The following is a 21,427-nucleotide window of genomic DNA, read 5'->3' on the forward strand; positions in this document are numbered from 1 at the left end:
CCTCAGGCGACCGGCGCCACGTTCGGCCGGCCGCGAACGATGGCGGCGGACGTCAGCGCGCCCGTCGTCGCCGTGGCGGTCACCTGCATCGCGCGCAGATAGCGCTTGTTGCCGATGTATCCCTGACGCTGGACCGCGTTCTGCTGGGCGGTGCCGCTGACGGCGGTCAGGGTGCCCAGGAGATCGGCGGTGCCGACGGCGATGAAGGTGGTGCCGTCGTCGGACTCATGCAGGGCCGGGGTATGGCTGCCATCGGTCCAGGCTCCGGCACTGAACACCAGCATCGCGCCGTTGAAGCCCTGGAGATCGACGGTCGAGCCGGTGGCAGTGCCGTTGGTGCGGGCGGCGGGGTGCAGGCTCGGCTGCACATCCTGAGAGGACTTGATATCGCGCATGGTGGCGCTCCTTCACGAAGATGGGGAGGAGAGGCGGCGCGAGGCCGCCTCCATTCAGTTCGCGGCGAACTTCAGCAGCTTGATGGCCTCGAAATTCTGGATGCCGCCGCCGACGCGCTTGGTGGTGTAGAACAGCACATAGGGCTTGGCGGTGTAGGGGTCGCGAAGCACGCGCACGCCGACGCGGTCCACGATCAGATAGCCGCGGCGGAAGTCGCCGAAGGCGATCGAGTAGGAGTTGGCGGCGATGTCCGGCATGTCGGGCATCTCGACGACGGGGCGCCCGAGGACTTCCATCACCGCGCCGTCGGCCCGGAAGGACACGTTGACGAGGTAATTGCCCTGACCGTCCTTCAGCTTCCGCACGGCACCGAGCGTCTTGCGGTTCATGACGAAGGTGCCGTTCTGCTGGTAGGCAGTCTTGGGCGCGGTGTAGAGGTCGATCAGGGCGTTGGCCTTGTCCGTCGCAGCCCAGTCTCCGGCGCCGCCGGTGGCGACGTAGCCGACCTTGCCCCAGGCATACGAGGCGTCGGCGACCGGCGTGTAGCCGCCGATGAACCCTCGCGGCTTCTTCACGCCGTCACCGGCCACGAAGGCGCTGCCTTCCTGCGCGGCGAATTCCAGCTCCACCTCGGACGCCAGCCACGAGCCGATGTCCACGAAGGAGTCGTCCAGCAGGGTCTGGCTCGCCGCCGGCATGGCGTAGAGTTCCATGGCCGGGAACTCGATCTCGGAGAGGTTCGCGCCGGCGGTCTGCGGCCGGCTGTCGCCCTCGCCCACCCAGCCGGACGCGGTGCCGTGCTGATTCACCAGCTTCTTGTAGCTGGTGGCGCTGATCGGCCGGATGGTGCAGATCTGGCGCATGGGCGAGACTTCCTTGAGGGTCTCGTCGATGGCCGTCTCCATCTCCGGGCGGACAGTGAAGCCGCCGTCCGTGTCGGAGGAACTCATCATCGCGGCCTTGACGCCGAGGTCGCGGAGCGCCCGCTCACCGCCATCCAGCGCCCGTTCGCCGTTGCGGAAATAGGCGGAGAACTTCTCGCAGTATTCCGCGGCGTGCGCGTTGGCCATCCGGGGATCGGCCTTGGCCGCGGTGCCCGCGCCGGTCTGCATCGCGGCGATCTTCTTCGACAGTTCGTCGATGTCCTTCTCGAAGGCCTTGATGCTGGCGGTCGCGGCGGAGACCTTCTCGGCCGCCGCAGTGATATCAGCGTTGATGCGGTCGACCTTCTCGTTGGTCACGACGTCGGTCTTGCCGGCCTTGATGTCGGCCAGGGCCTGATCGTTCGCGGCCTTGAAGTCCTCGAAGGTCTTGGTCAGGGTCGCATAGGCCGACTTCTGCTCTTCCTTCTGGCTGGAGACCGAGGCATTGATCTGCCCCAGCAGTTCAGCGATGGAGGGACCTTCGGCGCGCACCGCGCCAACCAAGGCACGCGGAGCCGTTCCGCCCAGCAGGCGGTGATTGTGAATGGTCATGGCTTTTGCCTCGAAGTGATAGATTTCAGTTCTTGAGGGTCATCAGCAGCGACGCGGCTGCGAGGAGGGCCTCGGTGTCTCCAGCGCCCGGCTGGCTCGGGGTGGCAGCGCCCGGCATGCCTCCGTGGCCTGCGGCAGCGCCCGGCTTGCCGTTGACCAGATCCTTCATGAGGGCGCGCGCCGAAGAGCGCGTCATGCCCCCCTTCTTCGTGAGGACCGCTTCCATCTGGCGGGCCGCGTTGGCTGTCCGCGCCTGCTCGGTGGTGGCCTTGTCCTCGGTGACGTCATCCTTCGACAGGCCGCCGGTCGCGAAGCCCAGTTCGATCGACCGCGATGCGTTGAGGAAGGTCTCCTCATCCATCCATTTCTCAATGTCCGAAGCCGACTGGCTGGACCTGGCGACGTAGATGTCGCGCAGAGACGCATCGAACGGCTCGAGGTAGTCGGCAACGTCGCGCAGGTCGTGCCGGTTGCCCATCGCCATCACCCACGCGTTGTGGATCATGAAGAATGCACCCGCACCGATCAGACGCTCATCGCCGCACATGGCGATGATCGACGCGGCCGAGGCGGCCAAGCCCAGGACCTTCACCGTCACGTTCTTCGTGTGCGACTGGAGGAGGTTGTAAATCGCGATGCCCTCGAAGACGTCGCCGCCCGGCGAGTTGACGTGGACCTCGATGTCGCGATCACCGATCTCATTGAGCCGATCCGACACCGTTCCGACCGTGTTCCCGAGCCCGGTCCACCAGTCCTCGCCGATCACCCCGAAGATCCGGACGACGTTGTCGGTCTCCACGGCTGCGCGGACGCCAGCCTGCCACCTGGCGAGGGCCTGGACGGTCGGCGTGCCGACGATGTCGTCGCGGGGATTGGAGATATCGATGCGCGGCGGCCGCGCTTCGGCGTTCACGCGGCCGACGACCGCGCGCGGGATATTCGTGAGCATGTGGATCCCTCTCAGGCGGCCTGCGGCTGTCGCAGCGTGTCGTTGAGCATCGCCATCATCTCGGCGCCGCCGCCGAAATTGCCCAAGGCATTGATGACGTTCATCGCATCCAGCGAGGTCATGTTGAGCGGGACGTTGTAGGCATCGCCGCCTTCTACCGGGTCCATGTCTTCCTTCTCACGGACGTCGTTCACCGACAGCCAGCCCCACTGCCGGCCGATGGCGTATGCCGCATAGCGGGTCTTGATGTCCCCGCGGATCAAGCCGGCCGGGTTCAGGCGGATGTAGAGGTCGGCGTCGTCCTGGGCCGACATGCAGTCGCGTTCCAGCGCCTCCTGCCACATCGTGAACCAGTCCTGCAGCGTGTAGGCCACGAACGCGATGCTCTGCTGCTCAATGCCGGAGCCCCAGGATGTCGTCTTCGTGGTCAGGCCAAGGAGATGCGGCGGTACGCCGTAGAACATGGCGATCTCGAGGAGCGTCATCTCGCGGGTCTGGATGAACTGGGCGTCCACCGAGTTCATCTCGACGCCCTCCCGCTCGATCCCTTCTTCCAGGAAGAGCGCCTTGTGGGCGTTCTCGGCGCCGCGGAACTCCTCCAGGCTCGCCTTCAAGCGCTCCACCACGCCATTGTCGGCGAACCTCTTCGGGTGGCGGAAGATCGAGCCCAGCGAGATCCCGTTCTTGAACAGCTTCGCGGCGTGCTTCTCCGTCTGGATCGAGAGGCCCAGGGACTCGCGAGCGAATCCGATCACCGATCGGCCCGTGAAGCCGTCGGTGCTCATGCCTTGAAGGTGCAGAATATCCGAGGGATCGAAGTTGATGATCCCGCCATTCGCTCGGGTGAATTTGAACTTCAGGGACAGGTCATCGGCCTGCTTCACGTCCATCCGATCCGGATTGAGCGGGTTCAGCGCGATGATCCTTTTGCCGGCGCCGCGCACGATCTGGGCATAGGCGTTGCCGCGGTTCAACGTGCAGAGCTGCATGTACTGCTTGAACTGGCTGGGCGTTTGCCAGTCGTTCGGCTTCCGCCGCAGCACCGTCCAGAGGGGGTGATCGGAGGCATCGATGCGCTTTTTTCCGTCCCTGCGCTTGATATCGATGGGGACCGTCTTCACTGCCGAACAGATCAGGTTCGTGCAACGATTGGCGGCCCCGACCTTCAGCGCGGAGTTCGGGTTCACCGTCGCGCCGGATTCCGTGGAAAAGCCCCCGTTTCGGAGAAATTCCTGGATTTTCGGGTCGTTCAGATCGCCCACGGATACCATCTCTCCCTCGGCCCGGGGCGACACCGGCGAGCGGGCCCTGCCAGCCCAAGGGAGCATGTCGAACAGACCCATATTCGACGCTCCCGTCAGAGGACCAGGAAGCCGCGGGTCGCATACGCGCTGCCCACTGCTTCGGGGTTCAGGTTCATGAGCGAGGCGGCATCGAACGTCGCCATGAGCGGATCAATCTTCGCCACGCCGGCCGCCTGCTTCGTGATCATTTTGGAGTTGCCCTTTTGCTCCTGCTTCGCGTTGCCCACGCACCAGGACATCAGAGGGCTTCCCTCATGAACCAGGCTGCCCTTCGCCAGGCGGCGCTCCGTCACCTTGATCGCGTTCTGCAGGGTGAAGCCCTGCCGGATGCCCACGATCAGCCCTGCCGCCTCGTCCGTGGAATTCGTGAAGCCGCGCAGCGTCAGCTCGTCGACGATGTCGTTGACGCCTGACGGATCGACGCCGACGCCACGCTCCTCCGGAAGCAGTCCGGCTCGACTGATCTGCTCGACGATATCCGCGACCCCTTGAACGTCCTCGTCGGAGTCGTCCTCAATGATCGTGAGCACGCCAGCTTTCGCCAGGTCCTCGAGCTTCGACGCGATGCTCTTACGCTGCTCGGTCAAGACGCAGCGGTGGCACCAGGCATGGTTCCACAGCAGCCACCGTCGGGTGTCCTTCTCGCGACCGATCACGGCCATTCCCAGAAGGTCGTCCATGCCGCCGCCGTCGACGCCGACCACCACGACCTCGCAACGATCGAGCAGTTGTTGCAGTCGCTCCGTCGGCGTAGCCTCGGCCATGTCCTTGTCGGCACGACGCAACCAGAACTTCGCCCCGATCCAAGCCCCAGAATTGGAACCGAGCCCGATCTCGATGTTCAGGTGCTGAGAGGCCCACACCTTGACGGCGTGCTCGCCTTTCTCGCGCTCGTCCGAAAGGTCCTGCTTGAGGCTCTCCAAGTGCACCGATAGGCCCAGGTTGGGCATGACCATCGGCCAGTTCGCCGGGTCAGACCACAAGTCCTCGTCCTTGGCGATCCGCGCAGGGAACTCGTAGAGGACCGGGAGCATCCGGCCGGCCCGCTTTCCGTCGCGGATCATGCGAGCGATCATCAGCTCGTCCTTGAAGACGCCGGTCGGCTCCTCGTCGCTCTGCGTCGAGGTGAAGATCAGGAAGCCCTCGGTGTTCTTCTCCAGGCCGCCGCGGATCTGGCGCAGTACCTTTGCTGCCTTGGCTTCCTTGCCGAGCAGATGAAGTTCGTCGATCAGCACGCCGACCGGCTTGGGCCCGGTGAGGACCTTCAGGTCAAACGTCTTGATCTTGAGCTTCGCGCGGTTCGTTCGGTCCTCGATCTGCTTGATGTGGTCCCGAATGTGAAACCGCTTCAGCAGCACCGGATCAGCTTCGATCATGCCGGCGGCCTGGCTGAATGCCAGCTCAGCTGTCGACTGCATCGGCGCCACGAGCAGGAACTCGGCCCGCGGCCGGATATTCATGAGCAGCGCCACGAGCATAAGCGCGGCGCTGTAGCTGGTCTTGCTGCTGCCCTTCGGCGCCAGCGCGAAGATCTCGCGGATATGGCGCACGTTGGTCGCCGGGTCGCGCTAGCCGAAGAGCGCGCGGACGATATCCCTGAACCACTGACCTGACGCATCCCGCAGAAGCGGTTGGTCGGGCACGTCTGGCAGCACTAATCCGTCGTAGAATGCCTGGCCCGCGTCTGCCTCTTCCAGAAAGAGCGGCAGATCGGGCACCAGCGTGGTGCGCTCGACGATGCGGCGCTCCCAATCCCGACAGGACAGGTCCCACATCAGTGAGAGCGGCGTACCGCGGCCGCGCGTTGTGCCATCATTTTGCCCATGGCGGTCGCGGTGTCGGGGTTATTCGCCGCCTCCACCAGCGCCTCCTTCTTGCCGAGCGACTTTGCTTTCTGCTGGCGGCTCGTCCGGGGAGCCCCGTCGCCATCCGCGATGCCCAACGGCTTGCCGAAGCCCCAGCTGAGCAGTTCATGCGCGGCCTGCCGGCGCACAGCCTCGCTCTTGGCGGTGGCGGTGAGGTGCGCGAGCGACACGAGCGCCAGATACGCGAGCGAACGGGCAGCTTTCGATAGATCGAACTGGTCCTCAACGACGGCCGGGATGCTGTAAGTATTCGCAAGTATCCGAATATCAGACAGGTTGAATTCTTCGACCTTTCCGAACGCCGACTTTTCTGCATCTGCCTGCGCGAAATCGGCGGCGATGCGCGACCAGCCATCAAGCTTGGCGCGCCGGCGGATGGAGCTCTCCGCGATGCCGTGCGCCCGGGCGATTTCCCGCACCTTCATTGAAGAAGTACGGAATTCGCGTTCGATGGATGCCCAGTCGATCTTCTTGCTGCGAGCCATCGATCACCAGCCGGAAATGCGCACCCTGCGCAGATGCGCAGCAGTTCGACGCCTCAAGAATAAAACCTACAAGTGACTGCCCTACGCGGTGGAGGCCCCAGGCCTTTCTGGAGTTTTCGCCCCCCTCCCCCTTGGTCGACGCCGCAGGCCATATCTCAACTCCGTCGAGGCGGCGCGCTATTGCCGGAGTTGGTTGGGAATTGGGATTTATCTTCCATTTTTTATTGTCGACTACTTGACCGTCGAATTCGGCCGTGCCCTCATATGGGCGTCACCAGGGCATTTCAGCCCGCCTCAATAGGAGACCGTGACATGCGACCCACTTTCATCCCCTGCGCCTCCCGCTCCACCGCGAAGCGTCACGCCCCTTGGGCGGTGGTCATTACCCGTGCTGACGGTGGCTTCCTGGCCTTCGACAGCGTGACCACGCACGCCACCTGGCGCCGGCAGAAGTGAGGGGGCGGACATGAGACACGACAGACACAGCAACCCGCGCCTCCGCATTCGTCGGTCGGAGCGCCGCGCCGCCATCTCCCGCAAGCATGCGTTCCTGGAGGCCTGAGATCATGGAGACCTTGCTGTATGGCCTCTACGCCACCACCAGCAGCGCAGGCGGATGCGCCGTGCTGCGGTTCGGTGATCTGGAGCACACCGGGAAGCCGGTCACCTTGGCCCTTGGCGTCACAGCAGCTGAAGCGGCGGACGTGATCGAGGCCGATATCGTCTTCGGCGGCTGGCGCCAGGGGCAGCCGGGCCGCGCGCCCCGCACTCTCGACTATGAGCACGTGGCCGGCGGCGCCGTGGAGTTCTTCAACGCGGTGGACGGCGTCGCGCTATGGACCCTGCCGCCCTGCCTCGCCTGGGCTGCTCCGCTGGTGTGGCGCCTGTCCTGGCGCATCGTGCGGAGGGGCTGGCTATGAGCGATCTCGCGACCTTCACGGGCGACGTGCTGACGGTCTCCGCCGGCACCTTCTCCCTCTCCCTCACCGTCAAGCAGATTGAGACGGCGTGGGACGCCCTGTCTCAGATCCCGGAGCGACGCGCACGGCATGAGTTGGGCGCGCTCGCTGAGAGGCTGAACGGGTTCGGCGCCTATGTCGCGGCGCTGGTGGCTTCCGGCGGCGCGCTGGACGCCCCGGCGGAACTGGAGCGGTTCGCGTCTTGGCATGTCCACCTGACGCGCCGCGCCTGGAATATGGATGCGCGGTGCATGTCGTGGTTCGTGGTCGGGCCCTCCCGCTTCCCGGTGGACCGGAACGCCAAGCGCCTGCGTTGGGCCGATGCCGCGTATCGGGCAGCCCGCGACCATGCCGCCGCCGCCCGTAAGGCAGTCGAACGCGTAGCGTTCCCGCACGGTGTCCCCGGCGGGGCGAGCCGCGCCGCGAACCCCGACGCGCCCGAACTGATCCGCGCCAAGATCGAGAAGCACCGCGCCTTACACGCCGCCATGAAGGCGGCGAACGCGGCCATTCGGTCGGCGAAGGGCGATGACGTTGAAGCCATGGTGCAAGCCGTGGTCGACGTGACGGGCTGGCGCGAGGCGACGGCGCGCGCCAGCGTCGTGCCTGCGCAGTCGTGGATGGGGCGCGGCTTTCCCGCCTACGCCTTGTCTGGCGAGCTCGCCGAAATCAAGCGGCTCGAGGACCGCTTGCGCGCCATTGAGGCCAATCGGGAGCGCGGCACGGTGTCGATGAGGCACAACACCAGCGCCGGCGCGCTGGAGGTGGTCGAGAATCCCGACGCCGCCCGCATTCAGCTCATCTTCCCCGGTAAGCCGGACGACGCCACGCGGGCGGTACTGAAGCGTCAAGGGTTCCGCTGGGCGCCTTCCGAAGGTGCCTGGCAACGACACCTGAATAATGCCGGCCGGCACGCCGCGAAATGCGTCGTCTCCGCGCTTCAACTCACGGAGGCCTAAAGCCATGAGCGCTCCCGCAACCCTCTCCCCTGATGCCTCCGCCGTCCTGCGCTGGTGCGAGGCAGACGCTCACCCCTGCTCATTCTCGCCGCTGCTGGCGATCGATTGGGATTGGCACGCCGTCTCCGCCGCCCTGGGCCTCGGTGACTGGCACCACAACAGCCACTGGCCGCGCATCCATGCCGCCCTGGACGAGCTGCATGCCGCCGGCCGGCTGGCCTACCACGACCACGGGCCGAACACTTACGGCCACACCACCACGATGCTGGTGCCCGCGCCGGCGCGCCAGCGGGCACCCGCCCGATAGTCCCCTTCCCCTCAACCGATCAGGGCGCTTCAGCCCGCCTCACCATAGGAGCACGATCATGCACCACACCGGCCTTGACGCCTTCACTGCCCGCCCCGCGCGCACCGCTTTGGAGCGCCGCACCGTCGCCCTGGCAGCCTATGACGCGGCGAAGCTGGATCCCGTCGCCGACTGGCGCACCGTCGCCGATATGCTCGCTGCTGCGCTCCCCGCGCCGCGCGCCAAGGGGGCTCCGGCGGCACCGGAGGCGGAACCGGCACCGGAATTCACCGCGTGGGAGGATCACGCCATTCCGCGCAACTTCCGAAGCGACCTGCCTTCGCCCGTGGTCGTCTTCACCTTCGCAGACGGGACCGAGGTGCGGGCGCCTGCCGTCACCGCCAAGCGCAAGCCGCTCAATATCGGTCGTGCGGCGCGCGTGGCGTGCGAGTTCTATCGCAACCGCGTCCTGTGCCGCTCCGGTCTCCTGAAGGCGTATCCCGAAGGAATCCGGGCGGTGGTGGTGGTGCCCGCCATCATATCCATTGAGGCGCCCGGTGCTCTCTATGACATCGGCGACGCCAACGAGCGGACGAAGGAGCTTCGCGGCGGCACGTTTGACGTCGCGGCCGAGGTGGCCCGGCTCGCCGACTTGCCCGAGAAGAAGCGCGCGGAGATCCTCCGCTTGCGCTTCATCGCGGCGTGCCTGCGCCGCCTCATGCTCGACCCGGGCGCGAACACCAAGGAACTGGCCATTCAGGCCCGCATCGCGGAAGCGGCGGCGGATGGCGCCGACTTCGCTGAACTGCGTGCGCTCGAAACGGAGATGCGGCGCCCGCCGCGCCCGCCGGTGACCGCGATCATGCGAACCTACCTCGGCTCAACGTCCAGGGTCGCGCTCTGCGTCGTGGCCGGTGCCGGCGAGGTGGCGGCATGAGCCCGCGCGCCAGATTCACCCCTGCCGGCGCCGTCAAGGTCTCCGACAAACTGTCCGATGCCGTGGCGTTCGTCTACGAGCGGCGGGGCAGGCCCATCGCTTGCGTCTACGTGGGCAACCAGTCCAAGCCGGTGAGCGCCTACAGCTACCGAAGCGCGCTGGACCGCGAGCGTTCCATCCGCGCGGCGTTCGAGGCCCGGCGCGCCGCGATGGCCGTGAAGCGCCAGCGGCAGGAAGAACGAAAGGCCTACCGGCCGGCGTGCAAGCCGGGGGACGTCCTCGGAACCTGCTGGGGATACGAGCAGACCAACCGCGAATTTTTCGAGGTGATCGAGGTCAAGGGGAAATTCGTCATCCTGCGCGAGCTGGCGCAGGAACGGATTGACACGGGATGGAGCCAGGGCAAGGCCGTGCCCCTCCCTGGCTCCTATGTCGGGGAGCCGATCCGCCGCCTTGCGCAACCGCACGGCATCCGTATCGACTCCTGCCGCCTCGCGACGCCCGCCGCCGTCGAGGACGTGGCCGGCGTCAAGGTGGTGAAGCCCGTCGGCTGGAGTTCCTACGCATGACGCGCTCCGCTTCCAACGTTCGCAGGCTCCGGCCTCCCGAGGTGCCGCCCAAGCCGGCGCGGCGCGTCTCCCTCGCTCGGATCAATCGCCAGCGCGTGGCGGCTGCCGGTGCGGCGGCCGTGGCCGTGGTGCTGACGGGGTTGTCCCTGTCCCACCTCTCCCACGGCATCCACCTGGTGACGCAGGCGCCGCCGGCCGAATCATGGGCCATGGCCACTGGCGTCGACCTGGGCTTCATCGCCTCGGAACTGGCCATGCTTTGCGCTTCGACCGAAGCCGTCCGGCGCAGCGTGGCGCGCTTTGCTCAGCCGGCCATTGCTGGGACGCTGGGCATGTCCGCTGCGCTCAATGCCCTGGCATTCGCCCTGCCGATGGACGGATGGCAGCTCTATGCCGCCGCCGCCCTCGGCGTCGCCATTCCGGCCCTGGTCTATGCGCTCGCCCGCGTAGCCTTCGCGCTGGCCACCCAGGGACCGCGCGAGGCTTAACCCCCGCTCGGGCCTGTGTCCGGCCAACCCTTCTCCCCCCTCTCGGGCCTGTGCCCGAGGGACCAGAGACGCCAGTTCATGCCGCACCAGGTGCGCGGCGTGGTCGGGCGCCTATGCCCGGCACACCAGAGGATGCACGATGGACCGATCCGCCTTCGCCCTTGAGCTCGCCGAGACGCATCAGCGCGTCGAAGGAATCTATGCCTCCCTCAGGGAGTTAGCCCCGCACATTGAGGCCATGCGGAGCGGCACGCAGCGCCGGCGGAGCGGCGCATTGGGCTTGGCGCGCGCTGTGCTATCGTTCTGGCACTGAGGGGCCCGCCGTTGGAGACGACAGCCCCGCCATGCGAACGAGCGGACGGGCGCCACGCTATGACCGGGGACGAGATCAAGGAAGCGCGCCAGCGCCTGGGCCTGTCCACCGCGCAACTCGGGATCGCCCTGGGCCTGGGCGGAAAGACGGCGAACATCTCCAAGATGATTCGGCGCATCGAAAGCGGAGACGGCTTCCTTACGCCAGCCCAGTCACGCCTGCTGGTCATGTTCATCCGCTTTGGGGTGCCGGCCGACATGCTCGACGAGGATCCGAATGCGGCCGGGCGGGCGCACCATGTCGCGCCGGCCGACTGATCCACCCCGCTCGGATCTGTGCCCCCTGCTCGGATCAATTTCTGCGGCGGCCACGTCCGAATATTGAGGTTTCAACGGAACCGACCCGATGGAACAACACGCCGAACTTGTGTCCCCGCCAATTGACGATACGCGTGGATTGTAACATTTTCCTCCATGTCAGCAGCCGCTGGCGCCGCGCCTCGGGCAACGGGGGCAGGAGACAGGCCCATGGCCAAGTACGACATCACCTTTTCTTGCGGCCACACCGAGACCCGCCAGTTGGTGGGCAAGGAAACCCAGCGCCACTCATACATCGCCTGGGCCGAGCGTGCCGGCCGCTGCTCCGCCTGCGCCAAGCTGGACAAGATGGCCGCGATCGAGGCTGTCGAGGTCGAGCACGACCTGCCCGCCCTGACCGGCTCCGACAAGCAAGTCGCTTGGGCGCGCACAATCCGGGCCGAGATCATGGGTGAGGTGATGGAGTATCTCACCACGTTGCGTGTTAAAGCCGAGGCGCAGGACAAGGTGGCGGAGTATGAGGAGCGCGCCGCCGTGCTCCTCCAGGTCATCGGGGCCAATACGGCCGCCCGCTACTGGATCGACAACAAGGGCCGCCCCGCACGCGAGTTGCTCCTGTCCGCCCACAAGGTGACGGCGCAATGACCGTCCTCGTCGCCGTCGCCGGCCAACCGACGACCTGGCGGCCGACGCCGCCGGGGGCGGAAGCCGAAGCAATAGCCGCCATCGAGGCACTTTCCCGGCGCGTCCTCGCCCTCCGCCCGTTTGGATTTTTGGACCCTCCAGTCGCGCGAGCGAGCATGTGGCAAGACGTACTAACCGTCGTCGTCGACGCCCCCGGTGCCGGTTTGCTGCGGAGCTATATCGTGTCCGACTGGCGTTGGGGTGTCCTGTGGGAGGCCGATGACTGGCATGAGGTCGGCTGGCACCCTTACGACTTGGGGTGTCTCAGCCTCGTCGGAGAGTGGCGGCGTTGCCTGTGGGATTGCCTCAATCCCGGCAAGCGCCCCAGTCGCAAGCTAAGGCGGATGCCCGCGTGACCTATATCTCGCACATCACGCTCAACACTGGGCACCGCCGGCGCTCTGAGGCGGGAGAGGTCGAGCCAGCCGTTCGCTCCACGCTGCGCCTGGTGATTGCCGAGGCCTTGGCGCAGCATAGCGCGCGCATCCCCCTGGTGCCCGGGCCGCCCGACATCTCCATCAGCGGCGACGCATACGGCCCCCACCTCCTGCTCACTGTTTGGGATGACCGCAGTGGCCTGCCGATCCTCACCTTCGCGGTCGCCCTGCGCTCGCGCGGCGCGGAGCGACTTTGGGATGAGGTGTACCGCATGGGCCGTGAGCTTGCGGTGGACATCGCGGACATGCCCGCTGCGCCCTGGTGCGCCGCGGTGCTGCACCCGATGATCGTGCTGCGGCCGGACGCGCTGTCGTGGACCGGCGACATGGAGTGGTGCGTGGCCTGGACCTGGACGGAGATGAGGGACTAGCGATGGCCGGCAAACCAACAATCGATCCCAAAGTGCACGCCAAGATCCGCCGCCTGGCCAGCCAGGGGCACGGCCGCAAGGACATTGCGGCGACGCTCGGCGTCAGCCTGTACACGGTGCGCAAGGCGCTCGATCCCGATTTTGTCGAGCGGGAGCGCGAGCGGCAAAGGGCGATCGGGCCGGAGCGCTACGCCCGCCGGAAAGACGACCCCGCCTATCAGGCCTACCAAGCAGACTATGCCAGCGCGCCGGAGCGCCTCGCGCAGGTCCGGGCGTCCATGGCGCTTTTGCGCAAGAACCGGCGCACACCCACCGAAGACTGAGACATATCCCAGGTGCCCAATCCCCTCCTCGGACCTGTGCCCGTCATACCCCCGCTCGAGCCTATGTCCGCCCCGCTGCTTCGCGCAGCACCGACAGGCTTATACCGTCGGTCAGAACCAACACCTCCACGGCCAGGCCTCGCTTGCGCAGGAACACCTTGAGCTCCCGCTGCAGCCTCTCTTCGGCGGCCGCGTCGATCCTATCTCGGACGCCAAGCACCAGCGTATCGCCATCTCGGATGTCCAGCACTTCGACCTTGTCGATCACGCCGGTCATCGCGGCGGGGCGCCGACGGTGAGCATGATCGGAGGATGAGTGGTTCCGATGATCGATGAGAGCACCGGGGCGCCGGCGACGATGCGGGCGATCTCATCCGGTGTGGGAAACCATGCGGTGATCATGGCCGGGGTGCCCTCTCCGCCGACGCTACAGTTGATGATCTCGTCGCGGATGGGCAGGCCCTGGTATCCCTGGCTCTCGCCGGCGATCCGCGTCGCGCCATCCACGTGCCCGATCTGCATCAACGTGTCCTCTTCGAACGCTCGGCGGCGGTTTTCATCGAGTGGTGAGCCCCGCAGAGACACTGTCCGTTGGCGACATCGAACTCGGCGCCGCCGTCCCGCCGCTCGACGATGTGGTCCGCGAACATCCGGTGCTTTGGCTGGGCCCTGTCACATCCCGGCCACTGGCAGCCGCCGCCTGCCCGGCGGATCACCTCTGCGGCCCAAGTCTTGTGGGCCTGGGTGCCATAGTGGGGATCGGTGAGCTTCGGCGGGGGTGCGGAGATCCGAACCGATGCGCTACCGAGCCGGGGCGGAAGGCACTTCACGCGCGTCATGCCGATCCCCCGATGGCGGTGGGGTAGAGCTCGCTTCTGCGGGCGGTCACTCGGGTCCACCTCAAGCTGCGAGACGCGCCCCGGACCTGTGCCGCTTCACCGCGGCCTTGACGACCGCCGGATCAATCAGCCCCAGCAGATCGGCCATGTACGCCGAGACGAACATGCCAGGGGCATATTCCAGCATGACCGAGCCATCGGACGAGCGGACGTAGGACGTCTCAAGCATGGAGGAGCTTCTTCCTGCGTGTGGGTGATCGCGGAGCGGCGCCTGGGCGTCAGGACTCCGGCTGTTCCAGCTTGGCGCGCACCAGGCAGTCCTTGGCCTCCAGCAGCTTGCGCAGGCCAGCCGACTTCTCAGCGCCGTCGGGTAACTCCGCGTCCATCTTCTCGGCCAGTTTGCCGATCGGGCGGCTCACCTCCAGGAGGTGGGGAGACAGATGCGCGAAGGGACCACCATCCGCGCCGGCATGGCGCGTGATCCTCAGTCTGTCGTGGGAATGCCGAGCTTCTTCTCCAGCGCTTCCACGCGGGCGTTGAGGCGGTTGATGTTCCCTATCAGGGACAAGACGAAGAGCAGGACGTTCGCCAGTATGAGCCCGTCAACCCACACGCTGCCAGTGGTCATAGCTCATGTCCCTGGTTGCCGAGGCGGGCCAGATCCACCCTATCAGGCAGTACCCGCCCGCACTTCTCCGCCTGGGGGAGAGCCCGTCAGGTCACCGCCGATCATCGAGCGCGGCACCGATCATTTCTTCCCAGATGCTCCCCGGTGCGATCTCCAAGTGCGCACAGACTTCTCTGGCCCTCTGCTCGGCAGCACCTATCATCGCCTCCGTTGGCTCACACATCGCGATGATGGCGGCGCGAGCATAGGCGAGGTACATGCCGCGAATTTTCTCGTCTTCGTCGGAGAGCGTCATCGGCCGCCAGTCACCGCCTTTCGGCTTCGTCTGGTTTTCTTCGGCGGCGTAGATCGCTTCAGCAACGCGCTCGATCATCGTGGTCATCACTCGGCCTCAGCGCCTGCCTGCTTGGCGTCCACGCTCGAAACTGCCTCGCCATTTACGGCCACTTTTTGATCATTCAGCCGGAGGCAAATCGGGGCCTGAAATGGATAGCGCCCGAGCCGTCTCCGGCCGGGCGCTCTTCTCGAATCGTCCATATTTATGCCGACCATCGGATTCTGCGTCAAGCACTCACCGCGATGAGACCGGAACATTTTTCAACCTCTGCTCCCTCCGGCGCTCGGACTCTGCCCTGAGATCACGTGACAACTTCGTCTCAACTACTTGTCCGAATTTATCAATTTCCGTTATGATCGGCGGTGCGACGGGATCATGGCTGACGAGAATAGCCGGCGCGACGACCTTGCTCCCGCGCCCATCAACCTGCTTCTTCATCTTCGGCATCGGCGCCGCGACCAGCCCCCTCCATTTGGCGATTGCCTCGAGCGCATCCTTCGTGATGCCGATGATATAGCCGTCAGCGATCTTATATTTCAGCGTCGACCACTTCGGCGCCACGTCCTTCAGTGGCGCGCCTTTGCCCACCAGGTCTTCCATCACCAGGTATGCTCGCATGCCGGCGGCCGCGCGGACCGCATCGGCTGCTCCGGCCACGTCCGCCGCCGCCATCAGCGCTGCGTCGCTCATGGTCGACGAAGGCAACCCGCCATCGGTGACCGGCTTGCCGAAGTCCTGGGCCTTGATCGTGCCGATGTTAGCGGCCTCATACCTGGCCCTGAACCACTCCGCCGCGGCCATTTCGTCCGCGTCGATCATCCCACTCCGAAACCAACGCGTCACGATGGACTCGCCGAAGTTCTTGGCTACGACGACACGGCCGCTATCGTTCGGATCCTTGACCTCGGTCAGGACGATGTTGTGGTCCACCCGGGGGGGCTTGCGGGCTCCCTTGGTGTGCTTGGTGAGGTTGAGCGGATCTCCAGCCTTCCGTGCCTGCTCGCTGGCCCGGGCCTGCCGCTTAATCCTCTCGCGGATCGCCAGTGCGCCTGCCGTTTCCTTGCCGGCCTCATGCTCGAGCACCGCCCGGACATCGTCGTACATCTGCTGCCTGTCCGCCTCGCGCTTTGCGGCTCGCTCGACATCCAGTTCGTAGGCGGCCCTTGCGCGGGCGGACGTTCGCTGCATATTGATCATCTGCGCCTGGAGCTTGCGCTCGGCCCGGGCTGCATCGGCCTCACAGCGGGCGGCCCTCGCCTCGTCGATCAGGTCTTGTGCGATCGTCAGCTTCGCCATCTCACTGCTCCCGAAAACGTGTCACGCGGCCGTCCCACGCCAACTCGCGTTCCTCATTCGCCTTGCCGCGCCGGCGCTTCAGCACGATCACCTTCGCGGTATTCGCCGCCCGACGCAGCTTGGCCAGCCACTCGTCCTCCTTCGCGCCGCCCTGCCGCTGATCGGGCCGGTTCTGCCGGAGCCAGCTCTCCTCTCGCCAAACCGCCAGGACCCAGTCCGCGTCACGCTCGATGCTCGGCGCATCGGCGTCCAATATATGCGGTGTCGGATCGTCGCGACGCTGCGCCCCTCGGGTGCGTTGCGCCAGCACAACCACCGGAACCCTGAGGTCCTTCGCAAGGTCCTTCAGATCGCCCGTTAGCTCCGCCATCTTCTCGAACCGATCTTTGTGCCGGCCCTGCGGCTTGATCTTGTCCAGTTGGTCGATGATCACCATGCCCAACCCTGATGTTCGCTTCATAGCCAGGCAGTGGGCTCGGATCTGCCGTATAGTCTGTTTCGGCTGGTCGTAGATATAGAAGTCGTGCGCCTTCAGGTTCTGCTCGGCCACCACGAGGCTATCCCGCTGGGCGAAGTCGAATGCCCCCTCCTGCAGGTCGCCAACGGATATGCCCGACGCCGCGGATATCTCTCTTGCGGCCTGGACCTCATCGGTCATCTCGAACTGGAACATCAGCACCGGCCGGCTCAGCGAAGCGTGCACCCCAATCTGCGATGCGAGGGCCGACTTGCCGTCGCCCTGGCTGCCCAGAATGAAGCCGAGATCACCAGGGAGGATGCGGCCGAGGATCTCGTCGACGGAGAGCAGGCCCGTGCCGAACCCGGGGAGCGACCCTCCGTCGCGCGCCGAGTTCGATGCCGTCAGCACATTGTGGACGATGTCGTTGAGGCGGCGCGGCCGGCGAGGGGCGGCCGCGTGCATCACGTCGTTGAGACCGGACTCAGCCTCCGCCGCAATGTCCGTCGGGCTCTTGTCAAATGATCGGGCCTGCTTGCTCATCCAGTCGGCTATCTGGACCAGCGTCCGCCGCGCTGCCATATCGGCCACGTCGCCGGCGAAGTCCAGCGGGCTGCCAACCTCGTCGGCATTCTTGAGCAGCACGGCAAGATAGGAGGCGAGCGAGTTGCCTTCCTCATCCTCTTCCGGCAGCCGGCTCACCACGAGGGGATGCGAGAGCTTCTTGCCCTCCTCGCAAATGTCCCGGACCACGCCATATATCTGCTGGTGGATCGGCTGGTAGAACTGATCCGCCCGCAACAGGTCGGCGACTTGCCAGTAGGCGGACTCAGATCGCAAGACTGCGCCGATGACAGCTTTCTCGGCTGGGATATTCACCAGGGTGGACTCACGCTTGGCCATGGCTGTCTTCTTTTTTCGTCAGGCTGTTCAGGACGTCGAGGAAATCAGCGTTGAAGGGCGGCTCTTCGATGCCGGTCGGCACCCCTGCCAGGATCATCCGGTCCCGCAGTTTCCGGGCCGCCTCCAGGCCAGGAGGCGCACGGATCATCCCGTTTTGTTCTTGCGGCAGATCCCCGTCGGGATAGATGCGGATGCGCTTCACCTCCATCGGCGGCTCAAACCCGATCATCCCGGAAGTTGAGAGGGTAGCCCAGATCGGAAATCGGTAGCCTTCGATCGTCCACGCCGCGAGGGAAGACTCCATGCCCTCTCCCCCGCCGATCTCCGGGCCAAGGCCGCCGATCCGCACCGCGCCGCCGCCCGCCGGCCCCATCCCCACCTTGGGGTTGTCCACGGGCGCCTTGCCGCCGGTCAGCGGGTCGAGGAACACGCGCCACACCGCGACCGTGTCGCCGACCGCATCCTGAACCCGGCCCACAAGACAGGGGAAATAGGGCCCGTCCTGCACCTTGCGCTTGTCCTCCCAAACGGACCCGAGCTCCCATTCCAGCCTGTCGTGGAAACCGAGGACGTCAGGCCACCCACAGGGCGGGGTCGGGATTCCGCGCAGGTTGAGATATTTCTCGGCGAGGGTGCCAGCGATGGGGAGGCACTGCGCCCAAACCTCCTGCGCGGTCTCAGCCTTGCGCCGGCGGACCGCTTCATCCCGCCGCTGGGCACGCTCCCGATCGGCTTGGTGTCGGCGGGCCGCCTCCTGTCGGCGCTGGCTGGCCTCTTCCGTCTCCGCCTCCTGGGTCATCCCGAGATGGCGGCGCGCCCACTGGAACGCGTCCTTGAAGTCCTCCTTCGACGGACTTTCGTTGCCCGACAACAGGTAGGCCACCAACTTGATGACGCCTCCGCCGATCTTCCGGGAATGCCGGTACCACTGGCCCTGCTTCGCACCGGAGATATGCACCTGGAACGAGCCAAGATCCTTCTCCTTCGGCGTCAGGTATCCGCGACCGCGCACCTCCCGCCAGCCAGGCTTGAGTTTGTTGAGGACCGCCTTGATATCGGCGGCCAGCCGGTCGCTGATCTCATCTGCGTCGTCTCTCACGGGGCAGCCTTCCACGTCTGCGAGTTGCTGCTCATCCCGAAAAGGCAATCTCCGGCCTCGACCAGCCGGACGGCCGGCGGGCCCGCGGTCAACAGCTGAATGACCATGTCCTCCACCACCTCATACGGCCCCTCGAACCACCACTGGCGCGCTCCATCCACAAACTCCATGTGGATGAAGTCGCCGCGCCGCAGCCGCGCCGCAACCTCGTCCATTGCGAGCAGTCGCCCGTTCACGCCCGGACGCCCCGGAAATAGCCGAGCGCCTGGAGGCGGCGCAGGGAGTTCGGCACCTCCGCGTGGGCGAGCGCGTCAAACTCAGCATCCCTGGCCGCGGGCGAGAGCGCCGGCAGCACCAGGTCGAGACCACGCTGGAGGGTCGAGTGCTCGGGCACCACGAAGAACCGCTGATCGACCAGGGCCTGCAACCAGTAGAAGGAGACCAGGCCCAGAAGCGCCACTGGCTGCCCCGGCTCTCGGTATGGCGCTGTTGCGTCGTCGTGAGCGCGCTTTGAACGACGCAACAACTTCTTGCGAACCGGCCTCGGATAGGGTTCGAGTATCTCGGCCGTGGCGTCGATCAGCAACTCCACAGCGGCCATCGATTCCTTGGATGGATCGACGCCGTTCATCACCACGCCGAGGAAGATCTGTGGCGGGAGCGTGAGCTCAATTATTTCTCTGTCGGTCAACTGGATCACTCTGCTGCGCCCCGGTTCTGCCGGGCTCCCTTTTCGAGATAGCGCTGCGCCAGCGCCACGAGGTTGCTGACGTCGGTGTGGACGGGCTCCGGGGCGAGGTGCGGATCGTTCACGCCATGCTGCTCGCTCGACTTGATGCCGAGGCGGGAGATCACCACCGGGTCGGAGCCGTCTTCGCTCACCAGGAAGTGGGCCGATACCGGATTTTCCTGGCCCTCGCGATCAAGGCGCCAGATGAGTTGCTGATGCACGCCAGGCGACCAATCCAATTCGCCCACCACCAGGTCGCTGAAGCGATACTGGAGACCATCCAGGCCGGCCCCGGATCGCAGGCTGATGATCATGAGGTTGGTGTCCCCGTTCATCGCAGCCTTCTTCGCTCGGTCCTTGGCCGCCGGGGACTCCGATCCGGTGTACATGACCGGGTTGAAGTCCTTCAGTTCCTCCAGCCATATCGAATAGACTTCGCGGTGCCAGCCCGCGAGCAGCACCGGCTGATCGTTCTCCAACAGCAGCCGGACGTAGCCCGCTGCGCTGCGCGCCTTGGAGATGCCGGTAGCCTCCCGCAGCCGCCAGTCGAGTTCGCGCACGGCCTCGCCGCGCTCGGTGAACGAGCCGGATGTCGCAGTGATGGCGAGCTGGCGCGCGATCTGCTCCACCGCGTCGAGGTCTTTCTGATTGTGCTCGACGGTGTGGATGATGCGGTTGACCGGCGGCATCTGCTGCCCGACGTCGGCCTTGGTCCGGCGCAGGTAGACATGCTGCTCCCGGAGATAGGTGCCAAGCGCCTTCGGGTCCTTCAGGTGCCTGCCGTCAGGCGCCCATTCTCGGATGAAATCGTAACGATCACCCAGGACGTTGGGGTCGATGAACTTCAGGACGTCATAGATCTCGATGCCGTAGCCATAGATCGGCGAGCCGGTGAGGCCAAGGCGGCGTGTCGCATTGTCGGCGAGCACCTTGGCGGCGGCACCCATGTCCGACTGCTCGCCGGTGCGCAACTTCTGGATCTCGTCGAAGATGGCCGTCGGAATGCGCATCTGCGCAAACACGTCGGCCCACCCTCGGATCTGCGAATAGCGGAAGATGTAGACGTCGCCGCCGGGCAGGCGCTCGCGGTCCGGCATGGTGCCCCTGACGCTGTAGCAGCGCAGCGTGGTGAACGCCTCCAGCTTTTCCTTCCACTGGCGCTGGAGATGGGCCTCAACCACGATCGCCGCCGGCAGAGCGCGGGGCCGCAGGCAGGCGAGGCCGCCGACATAGGTCTTCCCAAGTCCGCCGACGTCGCCGAGCAGCAACGAGCCGCGGCGGTACCACATCTCCACCGCCTCGTGCTGGTAGCGCCGGCCGTCCTGGCCCGGCTTCAGCCCGGCGGCCACCGCGGGCGGCGTCCATGTTGGCAGGAAGATGCGTTCCATCTCCGCCGCACTGCGTTCGAACAGCGACCGCCCACCCTTGAGCTCGCCAAGGTCCGTGTCGCTGATGGTGAAGCTATAGCGGCTGGTGAACCACTCCAGGTCCGCGCAAGTCGCGGCGTCGTGTCCGAGCTTGAAGGGCGACGTCGATGTCTTGGGGATTCGCGGGAAGATCTGCTTCAGGCGGATGCAGACGTGCGGCTCCAATTCGTCGATGACCCAGGTCCGGCCCTCGAGACGCAGCTTGCCGACCGGGCGCAGAGCAGGAACGGTGCGGATCAGATCCATGCGGCCCCCAGCGATGCGACCGCCGCGCGCTTGCCGTTGATTAGCGGCGGCAGCGTCATGGGCACATTCGAGACGAGGAGCATCGCGGTGACCGCCTCATGGCTGGCATACCGCAGGAGTTGGCGATAGATCGAAGCCTTCGACCCGCCTGTCTTCACCTCAATGGCGAGGCCGCCTGCCACGAGGAAATCCACGATATCTCCCGGCGCCAAGCGCTTCTCGCGCTCAAACGGGATGGCTGACTCCACGAGGATCTGCTCGATATCGGCCTGCGTCCGCTTCTCGTCCGTGAGGTCAATACGACGGCGACGGAGGAGCTCCACGATGATGCCGATATGGCTCACGACG

Annotated in this window: 32 protein-coding genes; 12 read left to right on the forward strand and 20 right to left on the reverse strand. The window is 65.8% G+C overall.

Annotation, left to right across the window (positions count from 1 at the left end; all coding sequences use genetic code 11):
- Positions 1–2: 2 nt before the first annotated feature.
- The 7 genes from YU1_RS0102480 to YU1_RS0102505 are packed head-to-tail and all read right to left on the reverse strand — an operon-like array spanning position 3 to position 6,474.
- Complete coding sequence (locus tag YU1_RS0102480) at positions 3–395, reverse strand: hypothetical protein (protein ID WP_029002731.1); 393 nt, start codon at positions 393–395, stop codon at positions 3–5.
- Between the two features lie 54 nt (positions 396–449).
- Positions 450–1,871 carry a phage major capsid protein gene (locus YU1_RS0102485; RefSeq protein ID WP_084539612.1) on the reverse strand — a complete coding sequence of 474 codons (1,422 nt, stop codon included), beginning with the start codon at positions 1,869–1,871 and terminating at the stop codon, positions 450–452.
- 25 nt (positions 1,872–1,896) lie between these two features.
- On the reverse strand, positions 1,897–2,820 hold the full coding sequence (locus tag YU1_RS0102490; RefSeq protein ID WP_084539613.1) for a head maturation protease, ClpP-related: 924 nt from the start codon (positions 2,818–2,820) through the stop codon (positions 1,897–1,899).
- 11 nt (positions 2,821–2,831) lie between these two features.
- Positions 2,832–4,163 carry a phage portal protein gene (locus tag YU1_RS27555; RefSeq protein ID WP_084539614.1) on the reverse strand — a complete coding sequence of 444 codons (1,332 nt, stop codon included), beginning with the start codon at positions 4,161–4,163 and terminating at the stop codon, positions 2,832–2,834.
- A gap of 14 nt (positions 4,164–4,177) precedes the next feature.
- Positions 4,178–5,674, reverse strand: a complete 1,497-nt coding sequence (locus YU1_RS27560) for a terminase TerL endonuclease subunit (RefSeq protein WP_342446980.1) — start codon at positions 5,672–5,674, stop codon at positions 4,178–4,180.
- A gap of 18 nt (positions 5,675–5,692) precedes the next feature.
- On the reverse strand, positions 5,693–5,899 hold the full coding sequence (locus YU1_RS34815) for a hypothetical protein (RefSeq protein ID WP_342446981.1): 207 nt from the start codon (positions 5,897–5,899) through the stop codon (positions 5,693–5,695).
- Positions 5,899–6,474, reverse strand: a complete 576-nt coding sequence (locus YU1_RS0102505; protein WP_156921922.1) for a hypothetical protein — start codon at positions 6,472–6,474, stop codon at positions 5,899–5,901. Before YU1_RS0102505 ends, YU1_RS34815 begins: the two co-directional genes overlap by 1 nt.
- Before the next feature lie 312 nt (positions 6,475–6,786).
- Here YU1_RS0102505 and YU1_RS33305 point away from each other — a divergent pair, with 312 nt between their 5' ends.
- The 12 genes from YU1_RS33305 to YU1_RS0102570 all read left to right on the forward strand — a co-directional run bounded on the left by YU1_RS33305 (position 6,787) and on the right by YU1_RS0102570 (position 13,117).
- Positions 6,787–6,930 carry a hypothetical protein gene (locus tag YU1_RS33305; protein WP_156921923.1) on the forward strand — a complete coding sequence of 48 codons (144 nt, stop codon included), beginning with the start codon at positions 6,787–6,789 and terminating at the stop codon, positions 6,928–6,930.
- A 110-nt stretch (positions 6,931–7,040) separates the two neighbouring features.
- Complete coding sequence (locus YU1_RS0102515) at positions 7,041–7,394, forward strand: hypothetical protein (RefSeq protein WP_029002735.1); 354 nt, start codon at positions 7,041–7,043, stop codon at positions 7,392–7,394.
- Positions 7,391–8,392 carry a hypothetical protein gene (locus YU1_RS0102520; protein WP_035713483.1) on the forward strand — a complete coding sequence of 334 codons (1,002 nt, stop codon included), beginning with the start codon at positions 7,391–7,393 and terminating at the stop codon, positions 8,390–8,392. Before YU1_RS0102515 ends, YU1_RS0102520 begins: the two co-directional genes overlap by 4 nt.
- A gap of 4 nt (positions 8,393–8,396) precedes the next feature.
- Positions 8,397–8,699 (forward strand): hypothetical protein, encoded by a 303-nt coding sequence (locus YU1_RS0102525; RefSeq protein WP_029002737.1) that lies wholly within the window; start codon positions 8,397–8,399, stop codon positions 8,697–8,699.
- 58 nt (positions 8,700–8,757) lie between these two features.
- The gene (locus tag YU1_RS0102530; protein ID WP_029002738.1) at positions 8,758–9,615 is read left to right on the forward strand and encodes a hypothetical protein; all 858 of its coding nucleotides are present in this window, start codon (positions 8,758–8,760) and stop codon (positions 9,613–9,615) included.
- Positions 9,612–10,184 (forward strand): hypothetical protein, encoded by a 573-nt coding sequence (locus tag YU1_RS31705; protein ID WP_051356388.1) that lies wholly within the window; start codon positions 9,612–9,614, stop codon positions 10,182–10,184. The genes YU1_RS0102530 and YU1_RS31705 overlap by 4 nt, the downstream gene beginning before the upstream one ends.
- Positions 10,181–10,672 (forward strand): hypothetical protein, encoded by a 492-nt coding sequence (locus YU1_RS0102540; RefSeq protein ID WP_029002739.1) that lies wholly within the window; start codon positions 10,181–10,183, stop codon positions 10,670–10,672. Before YU1_RS31705 ends, YU1_RS0102540 begins: the two co-directional genes overlap by 4 nt.
- Positions 10,673–11,044: 372 nt before the next feature.
- A complete protein-coding gene (locus YU1_RS0102550; RefSeq protein ID WP_029002740.1) occupies positions 11,045–11,302 on the forward strand; it encodes a transcriptional regulator in 258 nt (85 codons plus the stop codon).
- Between the two features lie 210 nt (positions 11,303–11,512).
- The gene (locus tag YU1_RS27570; RefSeq protein WP_051356389.1) at positions 11,513–11,947 is read left to right on the forward strand and encodes a hypothetical protein; all 435 of its coding nucleotides are present in this window, start codon (positions 11,513–11,515) and stop codon (positions 11,945–11,947) included.
- Positions 11,944–12,342, forward strand: coding sequence for a hypothetical protein (locus tag YU1_RS0102560; protein WP_029002741.1), 399 nt, complete (start codon positions 11,944–11,946; stop codon positions 12,340–12,342). The genes YU1_RS27570 and YU1_RS0102560 overlap by 4 nt, the downstream gene beginning before the upstream one ends.
- Positions 12,339–12,794 (forward strand): hypothetical protein, encoded by a 456-nt coding sequence (locus YU1_RS0102565; protein ID WP_029002742.1) that lies wholly within the window; start codon positions 12,339–12,341, stop codon positions 12,792–12,794. The genes YU1_RS0102560 and YU1_RS0102565 overlap by 4 nt, the downstream gene beginning before the upstream one ends.
- 2 nt (positions 12,795–12,796) lie before the next feature.
- Entirely contained in the window at positions 12,797–13,117 is a 321-nt protein-coding gene (locus YU1_RS0102570; RefSeq protein WP_029002743.1) for a hypothetical protein, read from the forward strand.
- A 61-nt stretch (positions 13,118–13,178) separates the two neighbouring features.
- Here YU1_RS0102570 and YU1_RS0102575 read toward each other — a convergent pair whose 3' ends face one another.
- The 13 genes from YU1_RS0102575 to YU1_RS27580 form a co-directional block, all read right to left on the reverse strand.
- Positions 13,179–13,394 (reverse strand): hypothetical protein, encoded by a 216-nt coding sequence (locus tag YU1_RS0102575; RefSeq protein WP_029002744.1) that lies wholly within the window; start codon positions 13,392–13,394, stop codon positions 13,179–13,181.
- Positions 13,391–13,639: a hypothetical protein gene (locus YU1_RS0102580; RefSeq protein ID WP_029002745.1), complete on the reverse strand. Its 249-nt coding sequence runs from the start codon at positions 13,637–13,639 to the stop codon at positions 13,391–13,393. Before YU1_RS0102580 ends, YU1_RS0102575 begins: the two co-directional genes overlap by 4 nt.
- Before the next feature lie 378 nt (positions 13,640–14,017).
- The gene (locus YU1_RS33310) at positions 14,018–14,185 is read right to left on the reverse strand and encodes a hypothetical protein (protein WP_156921924.1); all 168 of its coding nucleotides are present in this window, start codon (positions 14,183–14,185) and stop codon (positions 14,018–14,020) included.
- A 49-nt stretch (positions 14,186–14,234) separates the two neighbouring features.
- Complete coding sequence (locus YU1_RS0102595) at positions 14,235–14,375, reverse strand: hypothetical protein (protein WP_245263211.1); 141 nt, start codon at positions 14,373–14,375, stop codon at positions 14,235–14,237.
- A 65-nt stretch (positions 14,376–14,440) separates the two neighbouring features.
- Positions 14,441–14,584: a hypothetical protein gene (locus YU1_RS33315; protein ID WP_156921925.1), complete on the reverse strand. Its 144-nt coding sequence runs from the start codon at positions 14,582–14,584 to the stop codon at positions 14,441–14,443.
- A 91-nt stretch (positions 14,585–14,675) separates the two neighbouring features.
- A complete protein-coding gene (locus YU1_RS0102605; RefSeq protein ID WP_029002748.1) occupies positions 14,676–14,966 on the reverse strand; it encodes a hypothetical protein in 291 nt (96 codons plus the stop codon).
- Positions 14,967–15,155: 189 nt separating this feature from the next.
- Entirely contained in the window at positions 15,156–16,217 is a 1,062-nt protein-coding gene (locus YU1_RS0102610) for a hypothetical protein (RefSeq protein WP_029002749.1), read from the reverse strand.
- A gap of 1 nt (position 16,218) precedes the next feature.
- Positions 16,219–17,577 carry a replicative DNA helicase gene (locus tag YU1_RS0102615; protein ID WP_029002750.1) on the reverse strand — a complete coding sequence of 453 codons (1,359 nt, stop codon included), beginning with the start codon at positions 17,575–17,577 and terminating at the stop codon, positions 16,219–16,221.
- On the reverse strand, positions 17,564–18,676 hold the full coding sequence (locus tag YU1_RS31710) for a DUF7146 domain-containing protein (protein WP_029002751.1): 1,113 nt from the start codon (positions 18,674–18,676) through the stop codon (positions 17,564–17,566). Before YU1_RS31710 ends, YU1_RS0102615 begins: the two co-directional genes overlap by 14 nt.
- Positions 18,673–18,891 (reverse strand): hypothetical protein, encoded by a 219-nt coding sequence (locus YU1_RS0102625; protein ID WP_029002752.1) that lies wholly within the window; start codon positions 18,889–18,891, stop codon positions 18,673–18,675. The genes YU1_RS31710 and YU1_RS0102625 overlap by 4 nt, the downstream gene beginning before the upstream one ends.
- Positions 18,892–18,908: 17 nt before the next feature.
- Entirely contained in the window at positions 18,909–19,376 is a 468-nt protein-coding gene (locus YU1_RS0102630; protein WP_029002753.1) for a hypothetical protein, read from the reverse strand.
- Positions 19,373–21,079 carry an SNF2-related protein gene (locus tag YU1_RS0102635; protein ID WP_051356390.1) on the reverse strand — a complete coding sequence of 569 codons (1,707 nt, stop codon included), beginning with the start codon at positions 21,077–21,079 and terminating at the stop codon, positions 19,373–19,375. The genes YU1_RS0102630 and YU1_RS0102635 overlap by 4 nt, the downstream gene beginning before the upstream one ends.
- Entirely contained in the window at positions 21,070–21,423 is a 354-nt protein-coding gene (locus YU1_RS27580) for a hypothetical protein (protein ID WP_051356391.1), read from the reverse strand. Before YU1_RS27580 ends, YU1_RS0102635 begins: the two co-directional genes overlap by 10 nt.
- Positions 21,424–21,427: the final 4 nt, after the last annotated feature.

The sequence above is a fragment of the Azorhizobium doebereinerae UFLA1-100 genome (genome assembly GCF_000473085.1).
In the GTDB taxonomy this organism is placed as follows: Bacteria; Pseudomonadota; Alphaproteobacteria; order Rhizobiales; family Xanthobacteraceae; genus Azorhizobium; species Azorhizobium doebereinerae.

What these genes read in the sequence shown, in the direction of transcription:
- YU1_RS0102480 (WP_029002731.1), bottom strand. Translation starts at nt 395, where the DNA reads ATGCGCGATATCAAGTCCTCTCAGGATGTGCAGCCGAGCCTGCACCCC.
- YU1_RS0102485 (WP_084539612.1), bottom strand. Translation starts at nt 1,871, where the DNA reads ATGACCATTCACAATCACCGCCTGCTGGGCGGAACGGCTCCGCGTGCC.
- YU1_RS0102490 (WP_084539613.1), bottom strand. Translation starts at nt 2,820, where the DNA reads ATGCTCACGAATATCCCGCGCGCGGTCGTCGGCCGCGTGAACGCCGAA.
- YU1_RS27555 (WP_084539614.1), bottom strand. Translation starts at nt 4,163, where the DNA reads ATGGGTCTGTTCGACATGCTCCCTTGGGCTGGCAGGGCCCGCTCGCCG.
- YU1_RS34815 (WP_342446981.1), bottom strand. Translation starts at nt 5,899, where the DNA reads ATGTGGGACCTGTCCTGTCGGGATTGGGAGCGCCGCATCGTCGAGCGC.
- YU1_RS0102505 (WP_156921922.1), bottom strand. Translation starts at nt 6,474, where the DNA reads ATGGCTCGCAGCAAGAAGATCGACTGGGCATCCATCGAACGCGAATTC.
- YU1_RS33305 (WP_156921923.1), top strand. Translation starts at nt 6,787, where the DNA reads ATGCGACCCACTTTCATCCCCTGCGCCTCCCGCTCCACCGCGAAGCGT.
- YU1_RS0102515 (WP_029002735.1), top strand. Translation starts at nt 7,041, where the DNA reads ATGGAGACCTTGCTGTATGGCCTCTACGCCACCACCAGCAGCGCAGGC.
- YU1_RS0102520 (WP_035713483.1), top strand. Translation starts at nt 7,391, where the DNA reads ATGAGCGATCTCGCGACCTTCACGGGCGACGTGCTGACGGTCTCCGCC.
- YU1_RS0102525 (WP_029002737.1), top strand. Translation starts at nt 8,397, where the DNA reads ATGAGCGCTCCCGCAACCCTCTCCCCTGATGCCTCCGCCGTCCTGCGC.
- YU1_RS0102530 (WP_029002738.1), top strand. Translation starts at nt 8,758, where the DNA reads ATGCACCACACCGGCCTTGACGCCTTCACTGCCCGCCCCGCGCGCACC.
- YU1_RS31705 (WP_051356388.1), top strand. Translation starts at nt 9,612, where the DNA reads ATGAGCCCGCGCGCCAGATTCACCCCTGCCGGCGCCGTCAAGGTCTCC.
- YU1_RS0102540 (WP_029002739.1), top strand. Translation starts at nt 10,181, where the DNA reads ATGACGCGCTCCGCTTCCAACGTTCGCAGGCTCCGGCCTCCCGAGGTG.
- YU1_RS0102550 (WP_029002740.1), top strand. Translation starts at nt 11,045, where the DNA reads ATGACCGGGGACGAGATCAAGGAAGCGCGCCAGCGCCTGGGCCTGTCC.
- YU1_RS27570 (WP_051356389.1), top strand. Translation starts at nt 11,513, where the DNA reads ATGGCCAAGTACGACATCACCTTTTCTTGCGGCCACACCGAGACCCGC.
- YU1_RS0102560 (WP_029002741.1), top strand. Translation starts at nt 11,944, where the DNA reads ATGACCGTCCTCGTCGCCGTCGCCGGCCAACCGACGACCTGGCGGCCG.
- YU1_RS0102570 (WP_029002743.1), top strand. Translation starts at nt 12,797, where the DNA reads ATGGCCGGCAAACCAACAATCGATCCCAAAGTGCACGCCAAGATCCGC.
- YU1_RS0102575 (WP_029002744.1), bottom strand. Translation starts at nt 13,394, where the DNA reads ATGACCGGCGTGATCGACAAGGTCGAAGTGCTGGACATCCGAGATGGC.
- YU1_RS0102580 (WP_029002745.1), bottom strand. Translation starts at nt 13,639, where the DNA reads ATGCAGATCGGGCACGTGGATGGCGCGACGCGGATCGCCGGCGAGAGC.
- YU1_RS33310 (WP_156921924.1), bottom strand. Translation starts at nt 14,185, where the DNA reads ATGCTTGAGACGTCCTACGTCCGCTCGTCCGATGGCTCGGTCATGCTG.
- YU1_RS33315 (WP_156921925.1), bottom strand. Translation starts at nt 14,584, where the DNA reads ATGACCACTGGCAGCGTGTGGGTTGACGGGCTCATACTGGCGAACGTC.
- YU1_RS0102605 (WP_029002748.1), bottom strand. Translation starts at nt 14,966, where the DNA reads ATGACCACGATGATCGAGCGCGTTGCTGAAGCGATCTACGCCGCCGAA.
- YU1_RS0102610 (WP_029002749.1), bottom strand. Translation starts at nt 16,217, where the DNA reads ATGGCGAAGCTGACGATCGCACAAGACCTGATCGACGAGGCGAGGGCC.
- YU1_RS0102615 (WP_029002750.1), bottom strand. Translation starts at nt 17,577, where the DNA reads ATGGCCAAGCGTGAGTCCACCCTGGTGAATATCCCAGCCGAGAAAGCT.
- YU1_RS0102625 (WP_029002752.1), bottom strand. Translation starts at nt 18,891, where the DNA reads ATGGACGAGGTTGCGGCGCGGCTGCGGCGCGGCGACTTCATCCACATG.
- YU1_RS0102635 (WP_051356390.1), bottom strand. Translation starts at nt 21,079, where the DNA reads ATGGATCTGATCCGCACCGTTCCTGCTCTGCGCCCGGTCGGCAAGCTG.